16 protein-coding genes are annotated in these 21,477 nt (G+C 69.5%); 13 read left to right on the top strand and 3 right to left on the bottom strand.

Annotated features, from left to right (window positions below):
* Nucleotides 1-131 precede the first annotated feature (131 nt).
* Nucleotides 132-626 (top strand): hypothetical protein, encoded by a 495-nt coding sequence (locus ABR737_RS01170; RefSeq protein ID WP_350248268.1) that lies wholly within the window; start codon nt 132-134, stop codon nt 624-626.
* Nucleotides 627-1,024: 398 nt separating this feature from the next.
* On the opposite strand, the gene ABR737_RS01165 is transcribed toward ABR737_RS01170, so the two are convergent.
* Nucleotides 1,025-1,768 (bottom strand): hypothetical protein, encoded by a 744-nt coding sequence (locus ABR737_RS01165; protein ID WP_350248267.1) that lies wholly within the window; start codon nt 1,766-1,768, stop codon nt 1,025-1,027.
* Between the two features lie 825 nt (nt 1,769-2,593).
* Between ABR737_RS01165 and ABR737_RS01160 the strand changes: the two genes are divergently transcribed.
* The 3 genes from ABR737_RS01160 (at nt 2,594) to ABR737_RS01150 (ending at nt 9,928) form a co-directional block, all read left to right on the top strand.
* On the top strand, nt 2,594-4,996 hold the full coding sequence (locus ABR737_RS01160) for a hypothetical protein (protein WP_350248266.1): 2,403 nt from the start codon (nt 2,594-2,596) through the stop codon (nt 4,994-4,996).
* 420 nt (nt 4,997-5,416) lie between these two features.
* Nucleotides 5,417-8,380, top strand: coding sequence for a YfjI family protein (locus tag ABR737_RS01155; RefSeq protein ID WP_350248265.1), 2,964 nt, complete (start codon nt 5,417-5,419; stop codon nt 8,378-8,380).
* A gap of 516 nt (nt 8,381-8,896) precedes the next feature.
* Entirely contained in the window at nt 8,897-9,928 is a 1,032-nt protein-coding gene (locus ABR737_RS01150) for a hypothetical protein (RefSeq protein ID WP_350248264.1), read from the top strand.
* Nucleotides 9,929-10,171: 243 nt separating this feature from the next.
* On the opposite strand, the gene ABR737_RS01145 is transcribed toward ABR737_RS01150, so the two are convergent.
* Nucleotides 10,172-11,722 (bottom strand): hypothetical protein, encoded by a 1,551-nt coding sequence (locus ABR737_RS01145; RefSeq protein ID WP_350248263.1) that lies wholly within the window; start codon nt 11,720-11,722, stop codon nt 10,172-10,174.
* 1,956 nt (nt 11,723-13,678) lie between these two features.
* Between ABR737_RS01145 and ABR737_RS01140 the strand changes: the two genes are divergently transcribed.
* The 9 genes from ABR737_RS01140 to ABR737_RS01100 all read left to right on the top strand — a co-directional run bounded on the left by ABR737_RS01140 (nt 13,679) and on the right by ABR737_RS01100 (nt 20,615).
* A complete protein-coding gene (locus tag ABR737_RS01140; RefSeq protein ID WP_350248262.1) occupies nt 13,679-14,212 on the top strand; it encodes a hypothetical protein in 534 nt (177 codons plus the stop codon).
* 341 nt (nt 14,213-14,553) lie between these two features.
* Nucleotides 14,554-14,823: an SH3 domain-containing protein gene (locus tag ABR737_RS01135; RefSeq protein WP_350248261.1), complete on the top strand. Its 270-nt coding sequence runs from the start codon at nt 14,554-14,556 to the stop codon at nt 14,821-14,823.
* Between the two features lie 260 nt (nt 14,824-15,083).
* Nucleotides 15,084-15,446 carry an SH3 domain-containing protein gene (locus ABR737_RS01130; RefSeq protein ID WP_350248260.1) on the top strand — a complete coding sequence of 121 codons (363 nt, stop codon included), beginning with the start codon at nt 15,084-15,086 and terminating at the stop codon, nt 15,444-15,446.
* 165 nt (nt 15,447-15,611) lie between these two features.
* Nucleotides 15,612-15,968: an SH3 domain-containing protein gene (locus ABR737_RS01125; protein WP_350248259.1), complete on the top strand. Its 357-nt coding sequence runs from the start codon at nt 15,612-15,614 to the stop codon at nt 15,966-15,968.
* A 165-nt stretch (nt 15,969-16,133) separates the two neighbouring features.
* The gene (gene trpA, locus ABR737_RS01120; RefSeq protein WP_350248258.1) at nt 16,134-16,979 is read left to right on the top strand and encodes a tryptophan synthase subunit alpha; all 846 of its coding nucleotides are present in this window, start codon (nt 16,134-16,136) and stop codon (nt 16,977-16,979) included.
* 58 nt (nt 16,980-17,037) lie between these two features.
* The gene (locus ABR737_RS01115) at nt 17,038-17,775 is read left to right on the top strand and encodes an HNH endonuclease family protein (RefSeq protein ID WP_350248257.1); all 738 of its coding nucleotides are present in this window, start codon (nt 17,038-17,040) and stop codon (nt 17,773-17,775) included.
* A 9-nt stretch (nt 17,776-17,784) separates the two neighbouring features.
* A complete protein-coding gene (locus ABR737_RS01110) occupies nt 17,785-17,973 on the top strand; it encodes a hypothetical protein (RefSeq protein ID WP_350248256.1) in 189 nt (62 codons plus the stop codon).
* A gap of 107 nt (nt 17,974-18,080) precedes the next feature.
* A complete protein-coding gene (locus tag ABR737_RS01105) occupies nt 18,081-18,962 on the top strand; it encodes an IclR family transcriptional regulator (protein ID WP_350248255.1) in 882 nt (293 codons plus the stop codon).
* A gap of 375 nt (nt 18,963-19,337) precedes the next feature.
* Nucleotides 19,338-20,615 carry an MFS transporter gene (locus ABR737_RS01100; RefSeq protein WP_350248254.1) on the top strand — a complete coding sequence of 426 codons (1,278 nt, stop codon included), beginning with the start codon at nt 19,338-19,340 and terminating at the stop codon, nt 20,613-20,615.
* 37 nt (nt 20,616-20,652) lie between these two features.
* Here ABR737_RS01100 and ABR737_RS01095 read toward each other — a convergent pair whose 3' ends face one another.
* Complete coding sequence (locus ABR737_RS01095) at nt 20,653-21,468, bottom strand: NUDIX domain-containing protein (protein WP_350248253.1); 816 nt, start codon at nt 21,466-21,468, stop codon at nt 20,653-20,655.
* Nucleotides 21,469-21,477: the final 9 nt, after the last annotated feature.

The raw sequence follows: 21,477 nt of genomic DNA, 5'->3' as shown, positions 1-21,477 counted from the left end.
TGCCTGCCGATCCTGCAACAGCCAGCTGGGGGAGCAAGGGGCAGCAGCCCGGCGAGGGTCAGGCAGCCTCAGCGGCCCACAGGACCGCAGCACTCGCTCTCCCCCAAACAAGTGGGTATTCAGAAGCGCAGATGGAACGGGCCCTCCCCGAGAAGCTCGCCACGAAGGTGCAGGGGCTGCCCGTTGCATATGGGGAGCTCGCGGCAAGCTATCGACGAGCGATGGCGACACGTACGGGCACGAAGCCCAAGAAGCGAAACATCAGGCTGCACAACGATGTGACCAGGGCCCTGAACCGGCAGTTGGTTCATGACAAGCGACTGCTCAATCTGCGTGGGCTCAAGCCGAGCCAGTATGTAGATGCCGCTCTCACCCTCGCCAGAGGCGTCTCTGTAGAAGACCTCATCGAGGCCGCCGACAAGTTCCGCGATAGCCAGATCGGCGATGACGACGACTGGGGCTCCGCGACGCATTACAGCATCGCCAAGGAGAACGACACTTGGCTTCACGACATGATGGATGAGTTGCTCTTGGCCAACACCCATGGCCTACACGGGCACATGATCAACGTGATCATCCGCTCCTTCATCGAGCAACTCCAGATCGAAGGGTCCAGCGGCAACTAGCTGGTCCGGCCCGCTGTTAGGGGTAGTCCCTCCTCGAGGGACTACCCCTAACGCATTTCACAAACGCACTTGCCGGGCCACAGTGCGGGCCACGGTGCGGGCCACACCGCTGGGCGCTGGTCCCGGCGGGGCGCGTACTCCCCCCTTGCTCTCCTCGCCTTCCCCCTGGGCGCATACCTTCCAGTGCTCCGTCCTCGCGGTGCCGCGCCTCTCGTGGCACGCCAATTTGCGCGACGGTCGCGCAATTCGCTGCACGTGAGGCAGTGGTCCACCCCGTTCGAAGTCAGCTATAAGGCCCCCGTGGAGGCGTGACGAATCGTCGACCGCGCAGCGCTGGCGCGCTGGACCTGCAGAAATAGCCGTCTGTGACGGTCTCATCCTCACGAACAGGCCGCGTGTCACGTGTCGGAGGCGTTGGCCTTCGACACGCCGCCCGAGGTAATCTGGCGCAGTAGATGCACGAGGGTCATATGATTCACGGGAACAGGCTGAGTGATCAACAGCTCTCGCTCGGCCGTGCTATGCCATTTTTGAGGGAGGCTTAGGTGCCGCAACGCCGGTCGCCGATTCGACGGAACGGAACCATCTCTCAGCGCACGGTGTCTGAGTGGTCCGGCGTCAGCGCAGGAACGCTCAAGAATCTGGCGCGAATCGGCTTGCTGCCTGAGGCGAGTCAGCTCCGCCCGCACGACGTCGTCCTCGCACGGGTTGCATCCGCCCTGGGGGCCAATCGTTCCACCAACCGGGATACCCAACAGGGCGAGCGCACCACGACTGCCTACCAACGGGACTGGGACGCGATCCGAGTTGTGATGGAGCTCCTTGTTGCTGCGGGCGAGCCAGATACACAACCTGATGCAGGCAAGGTGCACCCGCGAACTCGATTGATCGCCTTCCCAGAGCATGTCGCGCTCGTCCACAAGGACTACCAGCTTCTTGAGCTCAGCGAGCAGGCGCTGGCCAAACAATGGCCATACCACGTCCTGCCTGTCGGCGCCTGGCACGCCGAACTCGTGGATCGTCTCAACGGGACGCTTGAGGAGGAGGGCCAGATAGCTGCCTAAGGCCAGATAGCTTCCCAAAAAGAGAACGGCACCCACATACCTGCCGCAAACAGAGTGGGTGCCGAACTGAAAGGCCAAGTAGCCTCTCTCGCCACCTCTGAGGTTACCAGCCCCCAGCCGAGACGTCTCCACACAGTGGAGCCTCGGCTATACGTGTCTCATCCGCCGTGACGTGCTGAAACTGGTAGCCCATGCCACCCTCGCGCCAAAGTGAGGGGACTCAGAACCTGATCCTCTCCAAGGCACTTTCTCCCGCCCTCCCTGCCTGCGCCAGCTGCTCCGCTGCGTTGCGGCAACGACCGCGACGCTCGATCGCCCCCCTGCCCCCCCCGGGGCACCACACTCAAGCAGCGCACGGGACACACGTGCCTCCTCTAGCTGAGGCACTTCGAAGCCTGCTCCTTCTCTCCTACGGAGCCCTCTGCCGTCTGGGCAGTGGCGGCGAGGCCCCCTAATTCTGAGTGGCCTGGGACCACTGGTCTCAGGCCACTCGCGCTGTCGAGGAGGAGGTGAAGCCCGCCCTAACTGAATACGTCGCGTCCGACTATCTGCGCTTCCCCAAGCGAGCCGGACGGCGATACCGGTTTCCCTCTTCCTCCTCGACAGGAGCAGATCATAGCTACCCGTCCGAGGGCCGGCCTAGTCATGCCTGAATCTGGTTCAGGTCCCGTACGTAAGTCGGCTCGTTCTCAGACCTTCGGGGCTGGTTCTCGGCCCCGCTCTTCTCGTCCCGCCGGCCGGACGCCGCGGCCGCGCGGCGGGTCCGTACCTGCAGGTCCGGTCCCGAAGACAGGCCCTGGCCGCCCTCTGCAGCTGGGCGAAGCCATGCGTACCCGGTTGTTCGCCGCGGTACGGGCTCTGTTGTCGGATTCGCGCCTTGCCGGGCAGCAGGATGCGGTTCGCTTGGCCGCTGTCGTGCTGCTCGCGAAGTCGCCGGCCGAGTCAAAGCCTGTGCGTACCCGTACGACCGACCTCGCCCGCTGGTTGGGCTGTTCAGCCTCGCACGTGCGCAGTTCGGTGCTCCCGGGGCTGAAGGAGGCGGGGATCGCGGCCTGGGACATCGTCACCGACGAGGCTGGCCAGGTGACCGGTCTCGACATCGACCTGCAGCCGCTGCGCGAGGCCCGCGAGGGGAGGGGCGATCATCCGATGGCGTTGACCCGTCGGGATCTTGCGACGCTCCTGCGGCTGTCCGAGGCCGTCATTGGCCCGGGCTGGGCACCCAAGGACGCGCCGGTCACGCCCGAAGGGCTGCTAGCGGACCGCCAGGAGAAGGGGGCTGCGACGGACCGGCTGGCGCTGCTGCTTCTCGTGCTCCAAACGCGGCCGGACGGTCGGGTGCTGATGGTGGGCGGCAGCGTCGCAGCGGGTCGTGGCCGGGCCGCAGCAACCTTGGCCCGGCTCCTGGGGTGTTCGGTCTCGGGCGGCGCCAAGGTCCTCGGCCGTCTGAAGAAGCGCGGCCTAGTGGAGGTCGCGCGGGAGAAGTCGTCCGCAGCGTGCTTCGGACGGAGCCGTCTGCGTGTGCCGGCTGTGGCAGCCGCTCACAACCGGACTTCCGACCTTGATCGCGGCGACGCGCGCCCCGAGGGTGGGGACACCGTGGCTGACCACCAGCCCGCGCCGTGCCACTGTGCCGAGCCGGCGACTCCGGTGCTGTGCGGCGATGGCTGGGCGCAGGAGTCCTTCGACGACGTGATGGAGGGGCTGCCGACTGGGCGCCCCGATGCTGCACCCGGTGATCTTGATGTTCCCGGCAGCTCCGAAGGGCTTGGGATTGCTGGGATCGACGGCCTGGATGCGGGCGGTGAGCGCGGATTCGCGGAGCGCCCCGATGCTGGAGGGCTCCACACCACCCACCCGCAGTTGGCTAAGGACTCTACGGATTCTGCTGGTGAAGTGGTTGGTTGTTCCGGCTCTGCCGTCTCAGGCTTGGGCCAGCTGCCGGAACGCGCGGGCGTGGACGAGGATCAGCCGGCGAAGAGCCCAGTCGCAGAAGCCATGACCCTGCCCCGGCAAGGAAGCCCGCTGCGCGGGGCACAGCAAATCGCCATGCCGGTTGAGGATTTCGGGCGAATTCCGCAGCAACCTGTTGGGCGAACGCGGTTCGCCGGGACCATGCAGGTACCCGAGGACCTGGTCGTGGCGCTGGCTCCGGTGGCCTGGCTGTGGTCCAAATTGGGTCGGACCTCGACCAGCCGGTGGCTGGCCGGCGTGGTTCGTAGGGAGCTCGCCCGTGTGCGCGGGCTGGTGGGGGAGGAGCTGGCCGAGCGGGTCCTGGCCGAGCGATTGGAGCGCCGGCTGCTGCTGCAAGGCACCCGTCCCGTCACCGACCTGCGCGGCTGGCTGATCAGGCGCGGTCTGCCTCAGAGGGCCGGCTGCTGGTCGCACAGGTGCGACGACGGGGTGCGGATGGACACCGGCGGCGGCTGCGACAGCTGCGACAGCCTGTGGGGCGACCGACGAGCGCTGCGCTGGTCGGTGGCGGTGACGGTCGCCGGTGAGCTGCCGCAGCTGTCGGTGGAGGACCGGCGCAGGGAGGTTGAGCGGCGTCTGCACGACCAGGTGCAGCAGCAGGCTGCCGAGGACGTTGCCCGGCGGGAGCGGGAACGTGTCGAGCAGGAGGCGCGCCAGCAGGCTGTGGCGCGCCAGCGCGAGAAGCTGGCCGAGGAGGAGTGGGCCCGGGCCGCGGCCGCGTGCGTCGACTGCGGGATCCCAGAGGCTGCGGGGCGGTGTCCGGCGTGCCTCACGAGGCGCCATGTGGAGGCCCTGGTGCGCGAGGCGGTCGACCTCGCCGTCGCGGTACGTGCCGACCTCGAACAGCCTGCGGCAGTGGCCCAGTTCACGCATAAGGTCGAGGTGGATACCTGGGCGCTGATCTCCGTGCAGTGCGCTCGGTGGGAGCAGTCGCCGGCGGTGGTGGCGGCGTTCGCCGAGCGTGAGGTGGCCCAGCGGATCGTGGACGGTCGCCGGCGTTCGGCGCTGCAGCGGCTGGCGTGCTCTGAGGCGGCGGAGGACGAGGCCGATCGGATCTACGAGCTGGCGATGCTCCGCCGGCACCGCTACCCGACTCCTCGCCTGGCGGTCGACGCCGCTGAACGGGCCGCCGAGAAGGCCCGCGAGGCCGCGGCCCGGGAGCTTTTGCAAGGGCTGCTCGGCCGGCTGGCCGAGGCCCGCGGCGCTGGCGTGGAGGAGCCGGAGCGTGCCGACTGGCGCAGCCGGTGCGCCGAGCTCGCGCGGCGGCCACTGGTGCACGAGGCCGTGGGCGCCGGGGCTGTGGTGGGTGCGGGGGAGGTGGACGCGGCGTGAGCCCCGCGGTGGTGAACGGTGCATCCGGGCTGCGTGGAGGGCCGGTGTGGCAGCGGTTGGGGCTGCTGCTCGGTGGTGCTGCCGTGGGCAGGAAGGCCGGGGGTAACAAGTCCGGTGCCGGGTACCGCATGACAGGGGCGCCGGCCCTGGACCGTGGCGCGCCGGGTCGGTCCTGGGCGTGCCGGCGGCGAGAGCTTGAGGGATCGAGGTACGCCGAGGTCGGACTCACTGTGCTGCGGGGGCTGGGTTGTGGGCGAGGCCGGCCAGCCGACGTCACCGGGCACGTACCGACGACGTCCGAGCGAATACTCCCGGCGTCGTCACCACAGCTGATTCGTTCTCTGCCGCGCCGCCGGCCGCGGGGACAACACTTCGATCAAGCCGCCCGTGGCGCGGCTCGCACGAACCGGAGCACATCGAGTGGACGTGAAGTTCGACTTTCTGCAGGCACGCGCCTGGCTGAGTGCCCAGTACGGGTCGGCGCCGGGGCTGATTGCCGTGGCCTCCACCCTGGATTGGTCTGGTGGGCAGTTCGCCCGCGCCGACCAGGCAGCCGAGTTTGCTGCCCAGCTCGACGAACGGGGCGCCCAGGGTATCTACGCGCGCGTCACCACGGTCCGCGCACCGTTGCCCCCGGACATGCGGGGGACCGCGGAGGACTCGTGCGCCCTGCTGGACATGTGGTCCGACATCGACATCTTGGGGCCGGGGCACAAGGCGAAGGACCTGCCGGCCGATACCGCGTCCGCACTGAGAATCTGGCGGGAGTCCGGACTGCCCACGTGGTCGCAGGTGATCCATTCCGGAGGCGGGCTGTACGTCCGAGCCTGCCTCGCCCGGCCAGCCGTTATCGGCGAGGACCTGGACCTCGAGGAAGCGCAGCATCTGGCTCGCGGCTGGCAGCAGATCCTCAAGGCATCGGCCGACCGGCTGGGGGTGGCATACGGGGCCGGCGTCGGTGACCTGCCTCGAGTGCTGCGGATCCCTGGCACCGTCAACCGTAAGGTTCCCGACCGGCCGAGCCTCTGCCGGGTCGAGGAGCTGCCCGAGACGGGCGCTGGGGAAGGTGTGGAGGGCGCGAGATACACCCTCGATGAGATCCGCGCCATCGTCGCAGACCTCTCGCCCGCCCCGAGACCACGGCGGATGATTCCCGAACAACCGGCATCCGACGCGTCGCGCGGGGCGGGGCCGCTGGAGATCCTGGGACAAGCGTGCGCGATCCCGCAGATCCTCGCGGCCGCCGGCTGGGCCTACCGCGAGCAGGCCAACGGCAGCTGTCCGATCGGGTGCGGCCGGGCCGGATGCGCCCTGTGGTCGTATCCCGGCTGGCAACAGGGGGCATCCGGCACTGGCGCTGCAGTGCACAAGTCCGGCGCGTGTGTGACGGTCTGGTCCGAGACTCCGGGACTGCCGACGGGCGAGGTGATGAGTGCCGGCCGGCTGTTCGCCGAGCTCCACCACGGTGGTGACCAGTCCGCTGCGGCGATCGACATTCTGCGGGCCGCCCACGGCTGGCCGCTCGCTACCGCCGGGGCCCTTGCCCTGCCTGCGGGCGTGCTCGCCGAGATCCGGCGAGTCAGTGACCACCACGCTGCGGCATCGCGTCCCACAAATCCCAAAAACAACCGCGAGGCCCGCATGCCGGTACAGCATCCAGATTCTGGGATTTCTGGGACGCATTCCGTCGGGCAAGGTTGGGAGGCCCCGGCAGCCATCGACGAGCACCGGCTGCCGCCGCTGCCCGTGGAGCACCTCGGCGCGCTCGCGCCCTTCGTGGCCGCCACAGCCGAATCTCTGCAAGTGGCCCCGGATCTCGTGGCTTTCGCCGCGCTCGCCACCATCTCGACGGCCACCGGCGGCCGGCGCCGGGTGAAGGTCAAGGCCGATTGGACCGAAGCGATCGCGTTGTACATGGCCGCGCTCGCAGACTCCTCGGAGAAGAAGACTCCCGCTCTCGACGCAGCTGCTGCACCGCTGCGTGAGATGGAGGACGAGGTCATCGACGCCAAGCGCGGCGCTATCGAGGCCAAGGCGCAGGAGATCCGCATCTGGACCTCACGCATGGCCCGGGCTGAGCAAGCAGCCGCCGTTGACGACCCCACCAAGCGCGCCGTGGGCGCCGCGGATGCCGAAGCTGCCCGCCACAAACTGCTGCAGTTGGGGGAGTCGGCTGAACTGCCACGGCTGCTGATCCGGGACGCCACCATGGAGGCCCTGGTCAAGCGGATGCACGAGCAAGGCGGGCGGATCGGATTGCTCGCCTCGGAGGCGAACCTGCTGAAGATCGCCGGCGGTATGTACAGCCAGAACGGCCAGGCCAACAGCGACCTGCTCCTGGAGGCGTACACCGGTAGTCCCTACAGCGTGGATCGCGCTGGCCGCACGGCCATCCGGATGCGTGGCACCTTCCTCGCCCTGGCGCTGCTCATTCAGTCCGGCGTGCTGCTCGGCCTGGCCAAGAAGAACCCCGAGTTCCGGGAGAACGGTCTGCTCGGCCGCTTCCTCTACGCCCGGCCCGAGCCCACCGCCGAGGACACCTTCGACTCACCCGAAGTCCCTCCTGCGGTCCGCGAAGACTATGCGGCGCGGATCAAGAACCTCGTCCGCCACGTCTGGGACACCGACGAGGTGGGCGTCATGCGCCTGACCGACCAGGCCCGCAAAGTCTTCGCCGATTTCTACGACGCCTTCGGCAAGCGTCGCCAGCCGGGCGGCGACCTCCATGAGATCGCCGAGTGGGCGGGCAAACTCCGCGGCCAGGTCATCCGCCTCGCCGCCTGTCTGACCCTTTTCGAGGATCCCGACACCTTGCTCATCGGCGAGGAACGCATCCGAGCTGCCATCGCGCTTGTGCCCTACCTCGTGGCCCACGCCAAATCCGTGTACGACCTGATGGGCCCCGACGGCGACGGACGCCTCAAACCAGCACGCGACCTGCTGGACTGGGCCCGCTCCCGGCCCGCTCCCGGCCAAGCCGACGTCAAGAAATACCAGTCGGCACGTGACGAGCCCTTCCGCGCCCGCGAAGCCTGGCAAGCACTCAAGGGCCGCAGATGGGCCGAGACGATGGACGACATGAACCAGGCCATCCAGACCCTGGAAGACCTCGGCTGGCTGGCGTACCTGCCGGACCCGCAACGCCCCGAAGGCACGCGCGGTCGGAAGCCCTCACCTCGATTCGATGTGCATCCGTGGGTCTACGCACCATCGCCTCCTGGTAGCTCTCACTCCAACGACGACTGCGATGACGGCAATCGGCACACTGCAGACGGGATGGGATGCGCAGGAAGCGGTGACCGACGAACCCAGGAGCCGCGCCTTGACGAAGGGGAGACCACGGGGAGAAGCGTGCTCAGGTCGAGCTATTCGGCCTCACGTTGAGGGTTGTTCCTACGCCGCGCGTGGAGACAGCGCCGCACTGTGCGGCACGTCCTGGGACGCATCCAAACCGGTCGCGTTTCAAGCCGATCGCGGTCGGCCTTGCGACGGTGGTCCCCAACTCCCGACCCCACGCGGCCCACCACCGCATCGACAACTCCTCGGGATGCCCGTCGCCGCCGAATTGCGTTGTCAGCGCGACATGCGCAGCTGCCGTTGAACAGGCCATCGCCCGCGGTGCCGGCGCTACGGCCGGCACCAGGCGCGCTGATCTCTTCCCTCACCCGGGCGCGCCAGCGCCTTACGGGTGAACCGCTCGGCGTGGCGCCCGAGCGCGACGTGGAGGCGGGACGACATGGTCCACCCTGTTCCGTGTGGCCCGGCAGGGGCCCTTGCCCAGCGCCCACCCGACAGGGCGTGAGGACGAAGCCAACACGGCTGGCACCGCACGCTCACTTACGTTGCACAACGCGGATCTGCCGCGAGCTGGTGTCGGGACAGCGGCGGCGGAGGCCATCCGTGAAAAGCACCGTGATTGAACGCCGCGCCGAACGACTGCAGCTCTACACCCGTCTGCCCTGGCAAAGCGCCCTGCACCGAGTGCAGGCGGCCGCCCCCAGAAGCACGCTCATTCCCCAGCCGCATCCCCACCAGGTCCTCCTGGAGGCGTACCTACTGCACCAGCTGGCCTGGCCGCGGATCTGCACCCTTCGCCCCTGGGGGATCCGCCACGTCGACCCGCGGCCTGCGAGCCTGAAGATCGCTTTCGAGGACGAGGACGTCAACCGCCGGCACCTCGAAGAGTCGATGCCCCGGGAGCTGGCCCGCACGCTGCTGCCGCGCGCCGACGACACCGGAGGAGTCAGCGGCATCACCGGAGTCCGTGTCGCCGTCGAGCGAGACACCATCGTCCTGCGGCGGCTCGGCTCGCTGGGATCCATCACCCTGGCTGGCATCAGTCCCAAGGACTGGCGGGACGCTGTCGACTACCAGGACGAGAAAGAAGTCGAGTACGGCATGACGTTGTGCCACCGCGACTCACCGAACCAATGGCATCCAATCGAACGCGCCTACGTCGGCGAATACAGCTGGCCTACCACGGACACCAACAAGACGGCCTGGCTGGCCAGCGGCCTGCTGCGCCGTGCGGGACTCCTGCGCACCGTCGGCGTGCCGCTGCACACCACGGCCTGGACCAACCCGGCAGACGATGACGGCGAGCAATGGATCATCGAGCACGAACACGAAGTCGCCTCCTGCCCTGCGCACCATCAGCGGTTCATGGCCCTGCTGACAGACCCCGAGTGGGGCTTGCCGCTCACCGAAACCCACAGCGTGTGCTCGTGCGGCCGATACCCGGGAGAAAGTAACGAATGTCGAGTCGAAGCCCGAAGCAGTGAGGGCAAACCCGGCGAGCTGCAGATGCGCTTCACCCGGCGCACGGGCACATGGCTGGAGCCCTACAAGCGGCCGCAGTCCGAATACGAACGGCGGCAGCGTCTGTACGTCACGGCCCCAGCCCCTGCAGCCGGCAGCCCGGTGTCGGCCTAGTGCACGTGCCGATGGGTCCACGAGCAGCTCGAATGAGCGAGGAAGGCGTTTCGGTCGAAACACCTTCTGGACTCCCATCCGGGCGGCGCACCGCGCCGTGGGGCTAGTGCCGAGAGGGCAGCGACAGGGAGGCGCGAGTGGGGGCACGGGCGTGCTTCCGGCCGCTGCGGACAGGTGGTGCGCACCCCACTTTGGTTCGTCCGAACCAAAGTGGGGTTCACCCTTGTTTCGGCCGAAACAAGGTCAGGCGCCTTGGGGGCGGAACCGTACGATGCCGGCCGTGACCGGGTCGGAGGCGGGCGCGATGTACTCGGCGGCTGCCCGGCGGCACCAGGCGGTCACCTCGGGGGCGCAGTTCGCCTCGATCTCGCTGTCCAGCTGCTCGTTGGCGATGCGCTCGGCGTCCGCCGGCAGGAGATGCCGGTCCATCAGGTCGTCCAGGGCGTGACGGATGGCCGTCCGCTCGGGTCCCTCGGGCAGGGCGCGGCGGGCGGTGTGCAGGGCTCGGGAGATAACGGCCTGCCCGACGTCCAGGAGCTGCCGGTAGTCCTCGCCGCCCTGGACGAGGCGGGCGGCGGCCTGGTCCCTGGTGAGGCACCCTCGGGCGGCGAGGGCGGCGACGAGGGCGTCTTCCCGGGCCTGGCGTGCGGCGTCGATCAGCTTCGTACGCTCGGCGTAGGTGGTCTCGGGATACCGGCCGTCGAGTTCGCGGCCTTCCTGGGTCCAGTCGTGCAGGTCCCGGTCGGGATAGCGCGGTGACCAGTCCTCGGCCCACTCGTACGGGCCGCTGGCCCCGATGCCGAGCGCATCCGCGATGTTCGCGGCCTGCCAGTCGGTCCACACCAGCGTGCGCCAGCCGGCGTCGGTCCACACGATCAGCGACGTGCGCGGCGGGTGCTTCTCGCCCTGGTACCAGACGGGCTCGGGCACCTCACTTCTGCCCGGGGACGCAGGACGCGGGCCTTCGGCGAGCTGGGGGCGGGGGCGCTCGGAGGCGTCCGGGGCCGGGAGGTAGGTGTCCGTGGTGAGGGAGACGATGCCGGCGTCGGTCCCGTGCTCGATGACGTCGACGCGGGCGAACGAGCTGCGGTGCGCGGTGTACGCGCGGGCGATCTGGCGTGCGTCGTCCGGGCTGGTGCACCAGCCGACGGTCTGCCAGCCACCGGTGCTGCCGCCGTAGTCCTCGCCCAGCACCCTGCCGTCGCGCGCCATGTCGAGCCAGGCGGCGATCTCCCAGCGCAGACCCGGTGCCGGCGAGAACTTCTGCGGCGGGTCGACGATCCGGCCGGGAGCATCCAGCGGCCAGCCGGTGTGTTCCCAGATCCACCGGCCCTCGTGCAGACGAGCCCACTCGGGCATCGCCACCACCGTCACGGTGCCGTCGGCCGCGCGCGCCGGCACCGGCACGCGGGGCCCGCGGTTGGTCGAGGTGTAGCCGGAGCGGTTCGGGCCGTACTGGGTCTCGCGCAGCACGTACCCGTCTACAGCGGCCTCCACTGCCGCCCACCGCTCCCAGAGGAGGGGCATGTCCTTCTCCTCGGCCCGCGCCCATGCCTCGACCACGTCCGGGTCCGGCTCGGTGAGGCGTACGGGCAGCGGCCTACCCTCGGCCGCGAGTGCCCGGAGACAGTCGACGACCAGGCGCTCGCCCTCGGGCAACGCCTGGTCGTCGAAGAGTTCGAGGTGGGGCGGAAGGTGGGGACTGGCGGCCTCGCGGAGGGCGGCGGTGTACTTGGCGCCGGCGCGGGCGGCGGCGCGTGCTCGCTTCGCTGCGGTCGGCTGCTTCTTCGGCATGACGTCTCCCAGCCGGAAAGACCCACGCTCCTCCGGCCGTACGTCAGGGGCCAGGAAGGGCAACGGCGCTACTCAGGGGCTTACGCCCGTGATCATCTACGCGGGCCCCTGAAGACCTTGGCCGCCCCCGTCTTGGGGCTGCCCGCGGCGTGGGCGCGGGCTGAGCGGCGACCGGCGGTACGCGGCTAGCCGGGTGGTGCACAACCACGGTAACGGTCGGCACTGACACTTCAGGCCGGGTTGCGGATCCGGCCGAGGACGCGGACTTCTTTCGGGCCCGGGAAGAAGTCCGAGCCAGCTCCACGTACGTGCCCAACATGAACAACCATCTGATATCTGGCAGGCACGGACTCTCGGGGCAGCTTGCCAGCAAGGCGTCCAGCCGACTGACGAGACCGAGTCGCACCACCGCGGCGAACGGGCATTTTGTTCGGATTTAGTCGCGTATTGGCGGCAGTTGGAGTGCCAGGGAGTATCGGGAAATCCGCGGACGTTATCCACAGGCCCACGCCTCAACCATGGATGCAGCACAGCACGCCCGGGCCGCCCGCCGCAGGGCGGCGATGCGCTCTGCACCCCTTGGAGGCTGAACTTTCATGCGCAGAACCCGACTCAGTGTGCTGCGACGTGCCGCCGCACTGACAGCCGTCGTCGCTGCCACCGGGGCGATCGCTGCCCCGAATGCTCTGGCCGCCGACCACGAGGCGGAAACCAAGGCGCCGGCGGCGAGCGCCCCGGACGTGCCCGTCGTCAATGCACCCACCGATTCGGTCAAGAAGCTGGTGAAGGACCTGGTGGATGGGCCGGGTAGGGACACAGTCAAGCCGCCTGTCACGGAACCGGGCCCCAACCCCCCGGACCCGACCACGGATCCGGGGGACGGTACGGACCCTGGTGGTCCGAGCACTCAGCCAGGTGACCCCGGCGATCCCACGGATCCCGGCGACGGTACCGACCCCGATGACCCCCCGGACCCGGGCACCCCGACACCCGACCCCACCGATCCCGGCACCCCTTCGCCGGACCCGACCGACCCCGGCACTCCGACACCGGACCCGACCGACCCGGGAACGGACCCTTCCCCGGACCCGACACCCGACCCGGGCACGGACCCGACACACAAGCCGAGCCCTACCCCTGCCCCGGGACACAACGGCGGCTCGACCGGCGGGTCGAATGACCACTCTGGCTCCGGCCATGGCGATGGCGGTTCGAGCACCGGAGGCGGAGCGACGGGCGGCCACGACGGAGCGCAAAGCGCGACCTCACACGACTCTGCCAGCCGAAACACCAAGCAGGGAGACCGCACCTCGCCGTCTGGCGACGAGAGCCTCGCAGCCACTGGAGCCTCGGGCAACGCCGAACTTGGCCTGGCGGCCGGGGGGCTGCTCGCCGCAGGTCTCGTCACTGTCGGAGTTGCTGGATATGACAAGCGGTCCAAGGGCCGGCACCGCCGAACTGACGCCGCGTAACTCACGACACGCACCCGTCCGAGGCTTGCCAGCGGTGCCGGCACCTCCAGGCAGCGTAGAACTCAGCCCGGACAAACCTGCGGATTCATTGGTGCCCTGTCACGGCATCCGCGGACTGCCCTGAAACGGCCTCCCCTCCTCTCGCTGCACCCTCACCCACCGAACCCGGGCCAGCCCTTACCTTCTCATGCCCGGTTTCTGGAGATTCCTCCATGAATATGAATAGGTCTCCGCCCTCCCCTCGAGTGCCGGTCCCGGCATGACCGCCCGCTCAACGGCAGCTGTCACACCGGCCCGAGCTGTCGCAGTTCGTGGCTCGCGCGCCCCGAGGCGTGCTCCCCCCATTGCAGTCGCGCAGACGGCAACCCCGTCGATGCCGCGGCAGCCGCCCAGACCGGCCCCGCCGGTGCCCCATGCCCGGTGCCACCAGTGCGTGGCCCCCTCCCAAAACCAGCCCCATCACACCCCCGTACGGAGAGAACCAATGAAGATAGCCCGCACCATCGCCGCCTCCGCCGTCGGCGCATCCGTCATTCTCGGCGGAGTGGCCCTGGCCGGCCCCGCCCAGGCCGCGACGACGACCCAGTGCCACACCACCACCAAGTCCTTTGACCTGCCGAGTAAGCCGGACGTGACGGTCCGCGCCAAGATCTGCGTGAAGGACACCGGCACCTACGGCGGCTACCACCACTACAAGGCGTGGCTCAGCAAGGTCAGTTGGGACGGCTCGTGGTGGAACCCCGGCACGAGGTTCAACGACTTCTACTTCAACGTAGGTGCTCAGCACGGCAGCCACGGCGCCTGGAAGAGCAGCGGAGAGTCCAACGACGTCCGCTCGGAAATCAACGACAACTCGAGTGGCTCCAAGTCCTTCTCGAGCGGTGCCGGCGGCTACGGGGTCACCTACGTGACGACGAAGCAGCGCGGCTGGACGGCCGACGGGTACGCGGTGTTCGACGCGAATGACGGACGGGGTGCGCGGACCTGGCAGCTGCACGGCACCGCCGCCGTCCGATGACCGTCGCGGTGTCACGGCGCTGACTGGTCAGCAGGTGCGGGTCCGCCCCGCGGCCCGCACCTGCACCACCAGCCCCGCACGATTCATCGATCGAGGAAGCCAGAGAGGCCCGCACACGAGTGCAGCGCCAGCACGCCCCGATCTTTCATCGGCCAAACCACAGCGCCGTCTCAAGAGCAGATCCGCACTCCCACCTTGCCGAAAGGTCCAACATGTCCGCACGCACCCTCATGCGCCGTACGGCTGCCACAGCCGTGACCGCTGGCCTCCTGACCACCGGCGCTGTTGTCCTCGCCAGCCCCGCATCCGCATCCGCATCCGCAGTCGGTTCGTCTGCCTGCGTGCACTCGACCGTCCCGAATGACAACTTCGACAACAAGCGGCGCTCGCACGAGTACGGCTCCGTTAATGCTGCCGGTCTCCGCCTGCGGACGGGACCGGGCACCGGCTACACGGCCAAGGGCTCGCTCAAGCTGTACACCGGAATGGACATCACCTGCACGTCCTCGGGCGACCGTTGGCTCTACGGCAAGGTCTACGACGGTTCGAACAAGGGCAAGTGGGGCTGGGTCGCTAACAAGTACGTCTCGCTCTACTACGGCGTCTCCTAGGTCCCAGAGACCCGCTGAGCACGCCCTCCAGCCGGGTTGGATGCTTCACCGCCACGAAAGTGAGCGCGAGGTGTCGCCACTCGGATGATCTCCCAGCGCCTGCGCGCCGCGTCGCCAGCCCGCGAAGAGGGAGAGCACCTTGTGGTCCAGCCCGGCTGGCCGGGACACCGCCGAACCCCCACTACTGAGCCGCCCATCCCCGGGCGGCCCGTCTGCAGCAACTCCCTACCCATCAACGCCCTTTTTGTGGAGGTCTATTCATGTCTGCGCGTCGTATTGCCGTGCTCTCCGCCACCGCGGCAGCGATCGCCCTCCCAGTCCTGTCCGCTCCCGCGGCAACCGCCGCCCCCGCCCACGCCACCACCGCGGCGACCACCACCGTGAAGACAGGCGAATGCGACCGAGTCGGGCCGTACAAGGTCCACGCGAAGGCCGTAACGATCCGCTCGAAGCCGACGGCCAAGTCCACGCCCCTGGGCGTGCTTTACAAGTCGCACCGGTTCACCGTCCACTCCACGACGAAGACCGGCTCCTGGGTGAACATCACCGACAAGAAGACGCACGTCCGCGGCTGGGTCTCTGGCCTGTACGTCTACCCGACCGTCTACACCTGCCAGCACTGACGAACGGGCGCCCTTCTCAGCGTGAGACGCCGTGAGAAGACCCAGGTCTCAGCGCCGCCAGACGACACGGCGCCGAGAACCTACCCCGGCGGGCCCGACCGCGGGGGCCTGGGCGGCTACGGCGGTCACTGCGCCGCCCACAAGAAGCCCAACGGAGGCACCCTTATGCGTTCTCAGCGAATCAGTGTCCTGGCCGCGACTGCTGCGGCCATCGCCCTTCCTGTTCTGGCAGCGCCAGCGGCCAACGCAGCTCCAGCAGCCACCACGGCCACACAGGCCGCGGTGCAGGGCGACGGCTACCCCTGTCCCGTGTGGAAGCTGCATGCCAAGGCTGTGAACCTGCGCGCCAAGCCCAGTTCGCACTCCAGGGCGCTCGGAGTCCTGTACAGGTCGCACAAATTCAAGGTGCACTCGTGGACGAAGCGCGGGGGCGGGTGGGTGAACGTCACCGATACCACCACCGGGATTCGCGGCTGGGCCAGCGGGAATTACCTGTACTCGTCGGTCTCTGTATGCCACTGAGCTGCGGCCAAGGCCGGACGTCGCCGGCATAACTCCCAGGGCGGCCGGCCCAGCTGACTCACCGCCGGCCGCCCCGAGGCCCTGTGCTCCCAACCGCTCCAGGAACTGGCGCCGAGACTGCTGCCGCGGGCCGATGGCGCCCCGCCGCCCCGTGAAAGGCGCACCGTGAACGTGTACAAGCCAGCCGGCATCCAACTCACCCGTCTGCTGAACCGGAACACCGCCCCCGTCCTCGGGGCGTTCCTGCCTGCTGGATTTCCCGACCCGACCGCGTCCATCGACCTCCTGCACGCGTTTGTCGAGCACGGCACAGGCATCCTCGAAGTGGGTGTGCCCACCGCCTGCGCCCCGCTGGACGGCCCGGTGATATCCGCCGCTTACCGACATGCTTTGCAGCAGGGCGTGGGCATGGCTCAGGTGATGTCCACGATCCGGCATGCCGCGGACAGCGGAGCGCCGGTAGTGGTCATGAGCTACTGGGCGCCCGTGGTCGAATACGGCATCGCGCGTTTCGCCCAGGGCCTGGCCGAAGCAGGCGCCGCCGGAGCGATGATTCCCGATCTGCCTCTGCGCGAGGCCGCGCCTTGGCTGGCCGCTGCACGGGCGGCCGGCATCCACACACCGCAGTTCGCCCCGCGCGACGCTGACGACGGACTCCTGGCCCACATCGCCACGGCCGCATCAGGCTGGATCTACGCGCCCGCAGCAGCGGCTGCCACCGGCTACCGGGGAGGTCTGGACCTCGCAGCCCTGGACCGCTTCACCACCCGGCTGCGAGCTGTCACCGAGCATCCGGTCGTTGCCGGCATTGGGATCTCGACGCCCGCCCTGGCACGGGACGTTGCTCCCTTCGTCAACGGCGTCGTCATGGGCACACCTGCAGTCCGCCCGCTGTTGGAGCAGCCCGGCGCCATCGGCGCTGCGCGGGCCACCGCCTGTGTCCGCGCATTCGCCGACGCCGTGCACGCCACGGCTGCCACCCGCCGCCGCCCGGCGGCCCGCGGTGGGTAATCATCAACACGGGCACGAGCCCACCCGGTCCCGCGTCACGGAAACGAGGCACGCTGCGTTGAACCGCCGACTTCTCCCCGCCGGTCTGGTGCTGGCAGCGGCCGTCACCGGCTGCTCCGTATCAGGCACACATGCTGCCACCGGCCTCTCCAGGCCCGGCACGAACGCTCCCGCCGCCCGCAGCAACGCCCTGCGCACACTGGACGCCCTGCCCGTTAAGGCCCGCGCCCCGAAGGCCGGTTACGACCGCACCGCGAAGTTCGGTTCCGCCTGGTCGGACACCACCTCCGCGCCAGGCGCGCACAACGGCTGCGACAGTCGCGACGACATTTTGCGCAGAGACCTCAAAGCCGTGTCTTACAAGGGGACTTCGACGTGCGTGGTCGCCTCGGGCACGCTGGCCGACCCGTACACCGCCGCCACCATCAATTTCGTCCGCGGCCCCCAGTCGTCGTCGGTTCAGATCGACCACCTCGTAGCGCTGAGCGACAGCTGGCAAACTGGCGCCGCACTGCTTCCCCAAAGCCGGCGTGAAGCTCTGGCCAACGATCCCCTCAATTTGCTCGCGGTCTCGGGACCGGCCAACCAGCAGAAGTCCGACGGCAACGCCGCCGCCTGGCTGCCCGCCAACAACAACTTCCGCTGCACCTACGTGGCACGCCAGATCGCGGTCAAGAAGAAGTACGACCTGTGGGTCATCCCGGCCGAGAAGGGCGCGATGCGGCAGGTGCTCGCCGCCTGTCCCCGTCAGACCCTGCCCACAGATGCCTCCGTCGGCCTCACCCAGAGCCAGTAAAGGATCCCGATGGCACCGACCCAGCCGGACCCCCGCCGCCGTCCGCCCCGCCAGCTGCCCCAGCGACGCCCGCCGCTGACCCCCAAGCCGCCGGGGGAAAGCCTCTTCCAGGCTCCCCGCTACACCGATCCGGACCTCCAGCACGAGATCGACGAGGAGTCCGCCGAGGTGGCCCCGCGCAGCTCCTTCCGGCGCTGACCACCGCCCCGGCCGGCCATCGCGCCCCGGCCGGCCATCGCGCGCCGGCCGAACCCGTTCAGCCTCCCGCACCAGGAGTCCCGCACCACGTGAGATGGGGGAGCCGCATGTCCACCGCCACCCTCGAACCCCCGCCGCGCCGCCTTCCCTGGCCGCCGCCCGTCGGGTTCGGTGAGAGCCGGCCCAATCAGAGCGTGCGCTGCGGACTGCGGGTCCTGCGGGTGCTGCACGAACTCGGCCCCTACCAGGAGCACCAGGTCGCAAAGATCGCCGCCGCGGCCGGCCTGCGCGGATCGCATGTCTCCCGGCTCCTGGGCGCAGCTGTCGAAGAACGCGTTGCCGAACGCGGCGCCCGGCACGGCTCCTACCGCCTGACCCGGGCCGGCAGGGCCCTGCTGGACGTCCGCGCCGCCGGCCCGGTTCACCCCCGCATCCGCGAGGTCCTGACCACCCTCCACGCGGAGACCGGCCTTGCTGTCACCTACCACCAGCCGGGATGGCGACTGGGCTCCGGCCTGCGCCTCGAACTCGTCGACGTCCTCTGCCCGCCCCACGCCGATCTGCACCAGGCTGTCAACCAGCAGCATGAGGACCTCCGCCACAGCGCAGCCGGCCGGGCCGCCCTGGCCAGTCTCCCGCCTGGCATGACCACTGGGCCCGACGACCAGCCAATCGAGCTCCCCGCCCGCATCCGTGAAAGCGTGACCACCAGCCGAATCGCCGCCTCCCGCACGCCCAGGAGCCAGGCCCTGGCCACGTATGTCCGGCGAGCAGGCACCGTCGTGGCCATCCTCACCGTCCTCGGTCCCACCGCGGCATTCACCGACCCGCTCAGAGTGCAGGAGTACGCCGTCCTGCTGCGCCGCGCAGCCCACCGCTTCGGATCGCCCGCCGCGGCACGCACGGCCCCCGAAGCCGCCGGCGCCCCCTTCGGACAGGCAACACAGCAATCGGCGCCGACCGCACGTCCGGAATTGCACGTCATCTGAACGTGATGCCTCATCACGCGAGTTGGACCTCGCGCCACTGTCCGCGGCGCGAGACCGGACCGGGAAATTCCCCCACGGAATCACTTCGAACCTAAAGCCTTCCCCGGGCAGGCAGGACGGCACGCCGCCCCAGCCGGCAGCTTCTACGGTCGTGGCTATCCGCCCAGGCGGAACAGCCACCCACGAGCGAGGAGGTGAAGGCCGATGAGCCCGTCCCGTAAGAGTGTCCGCTCTCTGCGACCCCTGTAGCGCCAACCGAGCCCCGCCGGTCCCCGGCGACGAGCTCCCTTCTGAAGGCGGCCGACCCCCGGGTCCGGCCGCCTTCGTACGTCTGACTCCTTCGCGCCCACGCGCCCGCTCCAGAGAGACCAGGCGATGGCCACCACCCACCCGCCCACCACGGCCCCGACGCCGGCCCGCACCACCCCGTCCGCCCGCACCGTCATCACAGCGCTCCTCGCAGGGACACTCCTGCTCAAGGCGGCCGGCTTCGGCTGGGCCTTCCTCGGCTACTACATCTCCGACGGCACCGGGCACGGCATGACCGCCGCCGGCGCCGGCCTGACCTTGTTCGGCATCGGCTGGTGCCTTGGACAGGCATGCGCGGGCGCGCTCACTGACCGACTCGGCCAACGCACCGCGCTCACCGCGATGATGACCCTCGCAGCTCTCGCATGCTTCGCCCTGGCGCTCTCCCACTCGCTCCCCGCGCTGCTGGCCACCTCGCTGCTGCTGGGCTTCACCATGGAAATCCAGCGGCCGGCCATCTCCGCCCAGATCAACGAGAGCATCGACAGTGAAGCGGGCCGGACCCGGGCCCAGGGCAGCGTCTTTTGGTGCATGAACGGCGGCATCGCCTTGTGCGGCGGCCTGGGCGGCTACCTCGCCCAGCACTACGGCTACGAGATGCTGTTCGTCGCGAACGGCATCGCCTGCTTGGTGTTCGCCCTCATCGCCCGACGCGTCCTGTCCCCGCGGCCGGCCGCGGCGACCACGCCCGCAGCGTTCACCTACCGTCAGATGCTGCGGGACGACCCGAGCCTGCGATGGATCACTGTGGCCGCCATCGGCGCGATGATCTGCGCCTACGGGCTGACCAGCGTGCTGCCGCTGGTGATGACCGCAGACTCCCTACCGCCGACCGCTCTCGGTACGGCAATGATCTCCAACACCGCGGCCGTGCTCGTCTTGAGCCCGCCGTTGATGCGGGCCTTGATCGGCCGCAACGAGAAGATGCGGGTCCCCGTCGCCCCGCTCCTGGCCGCCGGCAGCCTGATCCTCGGCACAGGCATTTCGCTGGCCGTTCTGCAGCACACGGTGCTCGGGTATGCCGTGGCAGTCGTCCTCGTGGTGCCTGGAGAGATCTTCTACAGCGTCGCGATCGGCGCGTATGTCTCGAAGGCGGCGCCGCCCGGCGCGACCGGCCGCTACCAGGCGGTCCTCAGCGGGGCGACCGCCGTCGCCTCCCTCCCACCCCTCGCCATCGCCCTCGCGCTCAGCCTCGGCGGCCGGCCGCTCGTCGCCGCGCTGCTGGGCACGAGCGCACTGACCGCGGCGGCAGCCTGCCGCCCCCTGGCCCGCACACTGCGAAACCCCATCCCTTCGAGCCGCACCGCCGCACCCGACAAGGACGGCGACCCGCCGCCGGCCTGAACCACAGCCGGGAAGGCCCCAACGAGGCCGGCGCTCGTCACGGCCCGGCCAAAGACCACAACCGGTGAGCAGCACGCTCCCACGCCTCCTCGGCCGCGGGCCCCTCGCACGACGCTTCGAGCTCCGCCAGGATGGCCGCGCCCTCCGCGAACGAGCCGATCGCCAGGTCCAGCCACACCAACGTCAGCCGCTCAGGCAGAAGCGGATCACGCAACTCGGCCACGGTGTAGGCCGCGAACGCCGCCGCGGGCAAGTCGTCGCCGGGAGCCGGCAGGAGACCGCCGACCGCACGCATCGCAGCGCCTGCACGCTGCACCGCGGCGAGCGACGCGGCATCGGCCAGCGCGAGAGGGAACACGCCGCTGAGCGCCATCGCGTCCGTCTCAGCGAGTTCGTACCACGAGCGCCACCCCGCCGTGAGGGCCTCACCCGCATCAGGCGCACTCGCTCCCGCGGTGCAGCCGTGGGCCAGGAACAAGTGCGCCTTCTCCGTGCTTGCCGCCCTGGCCGTCGCGACGGCACCGAGCGGATGCAGCCACGCCGCGCGCAGACCGGTCTCCTCGGTGAGCTCACGACCGGCAGCCGTCTGGGGGCTCTCGCTCTCGTCGACGAGACCACCGGGCAGATCGGTGATCTCCGCGTCGTGCAGGTAGTGATGCTGGGTGACCACGGGCACCCGCCCGCGGTGCACAGCGAGCACACGCACCGAATCCGGCGCAGCCACATGCGGGTAGGCGACCTGCTTACCGTCGGGACGCACGGCCTGGTCCACCGTCAGCCGGACCCTCCCGCCCGGCCCGCCCGCGAACAGCATTTCTGTACCCCGCCGCTGCCAGCGGCCCTCACTCCCCATGGGAAAGAC

This window comes from Streptomyces sp. Edi2, from assembly GCF_040253635.1.
Lineage (GTDB): Bacteria > Actinomycetota > Actinomycetes > Streptomycetales > Streptomycetaceae > Streptomyces.
Note: the sequence above shows the minus strand (reverse complement) of the source record. Positions and strands in the feature narration are given on the sequence as shown.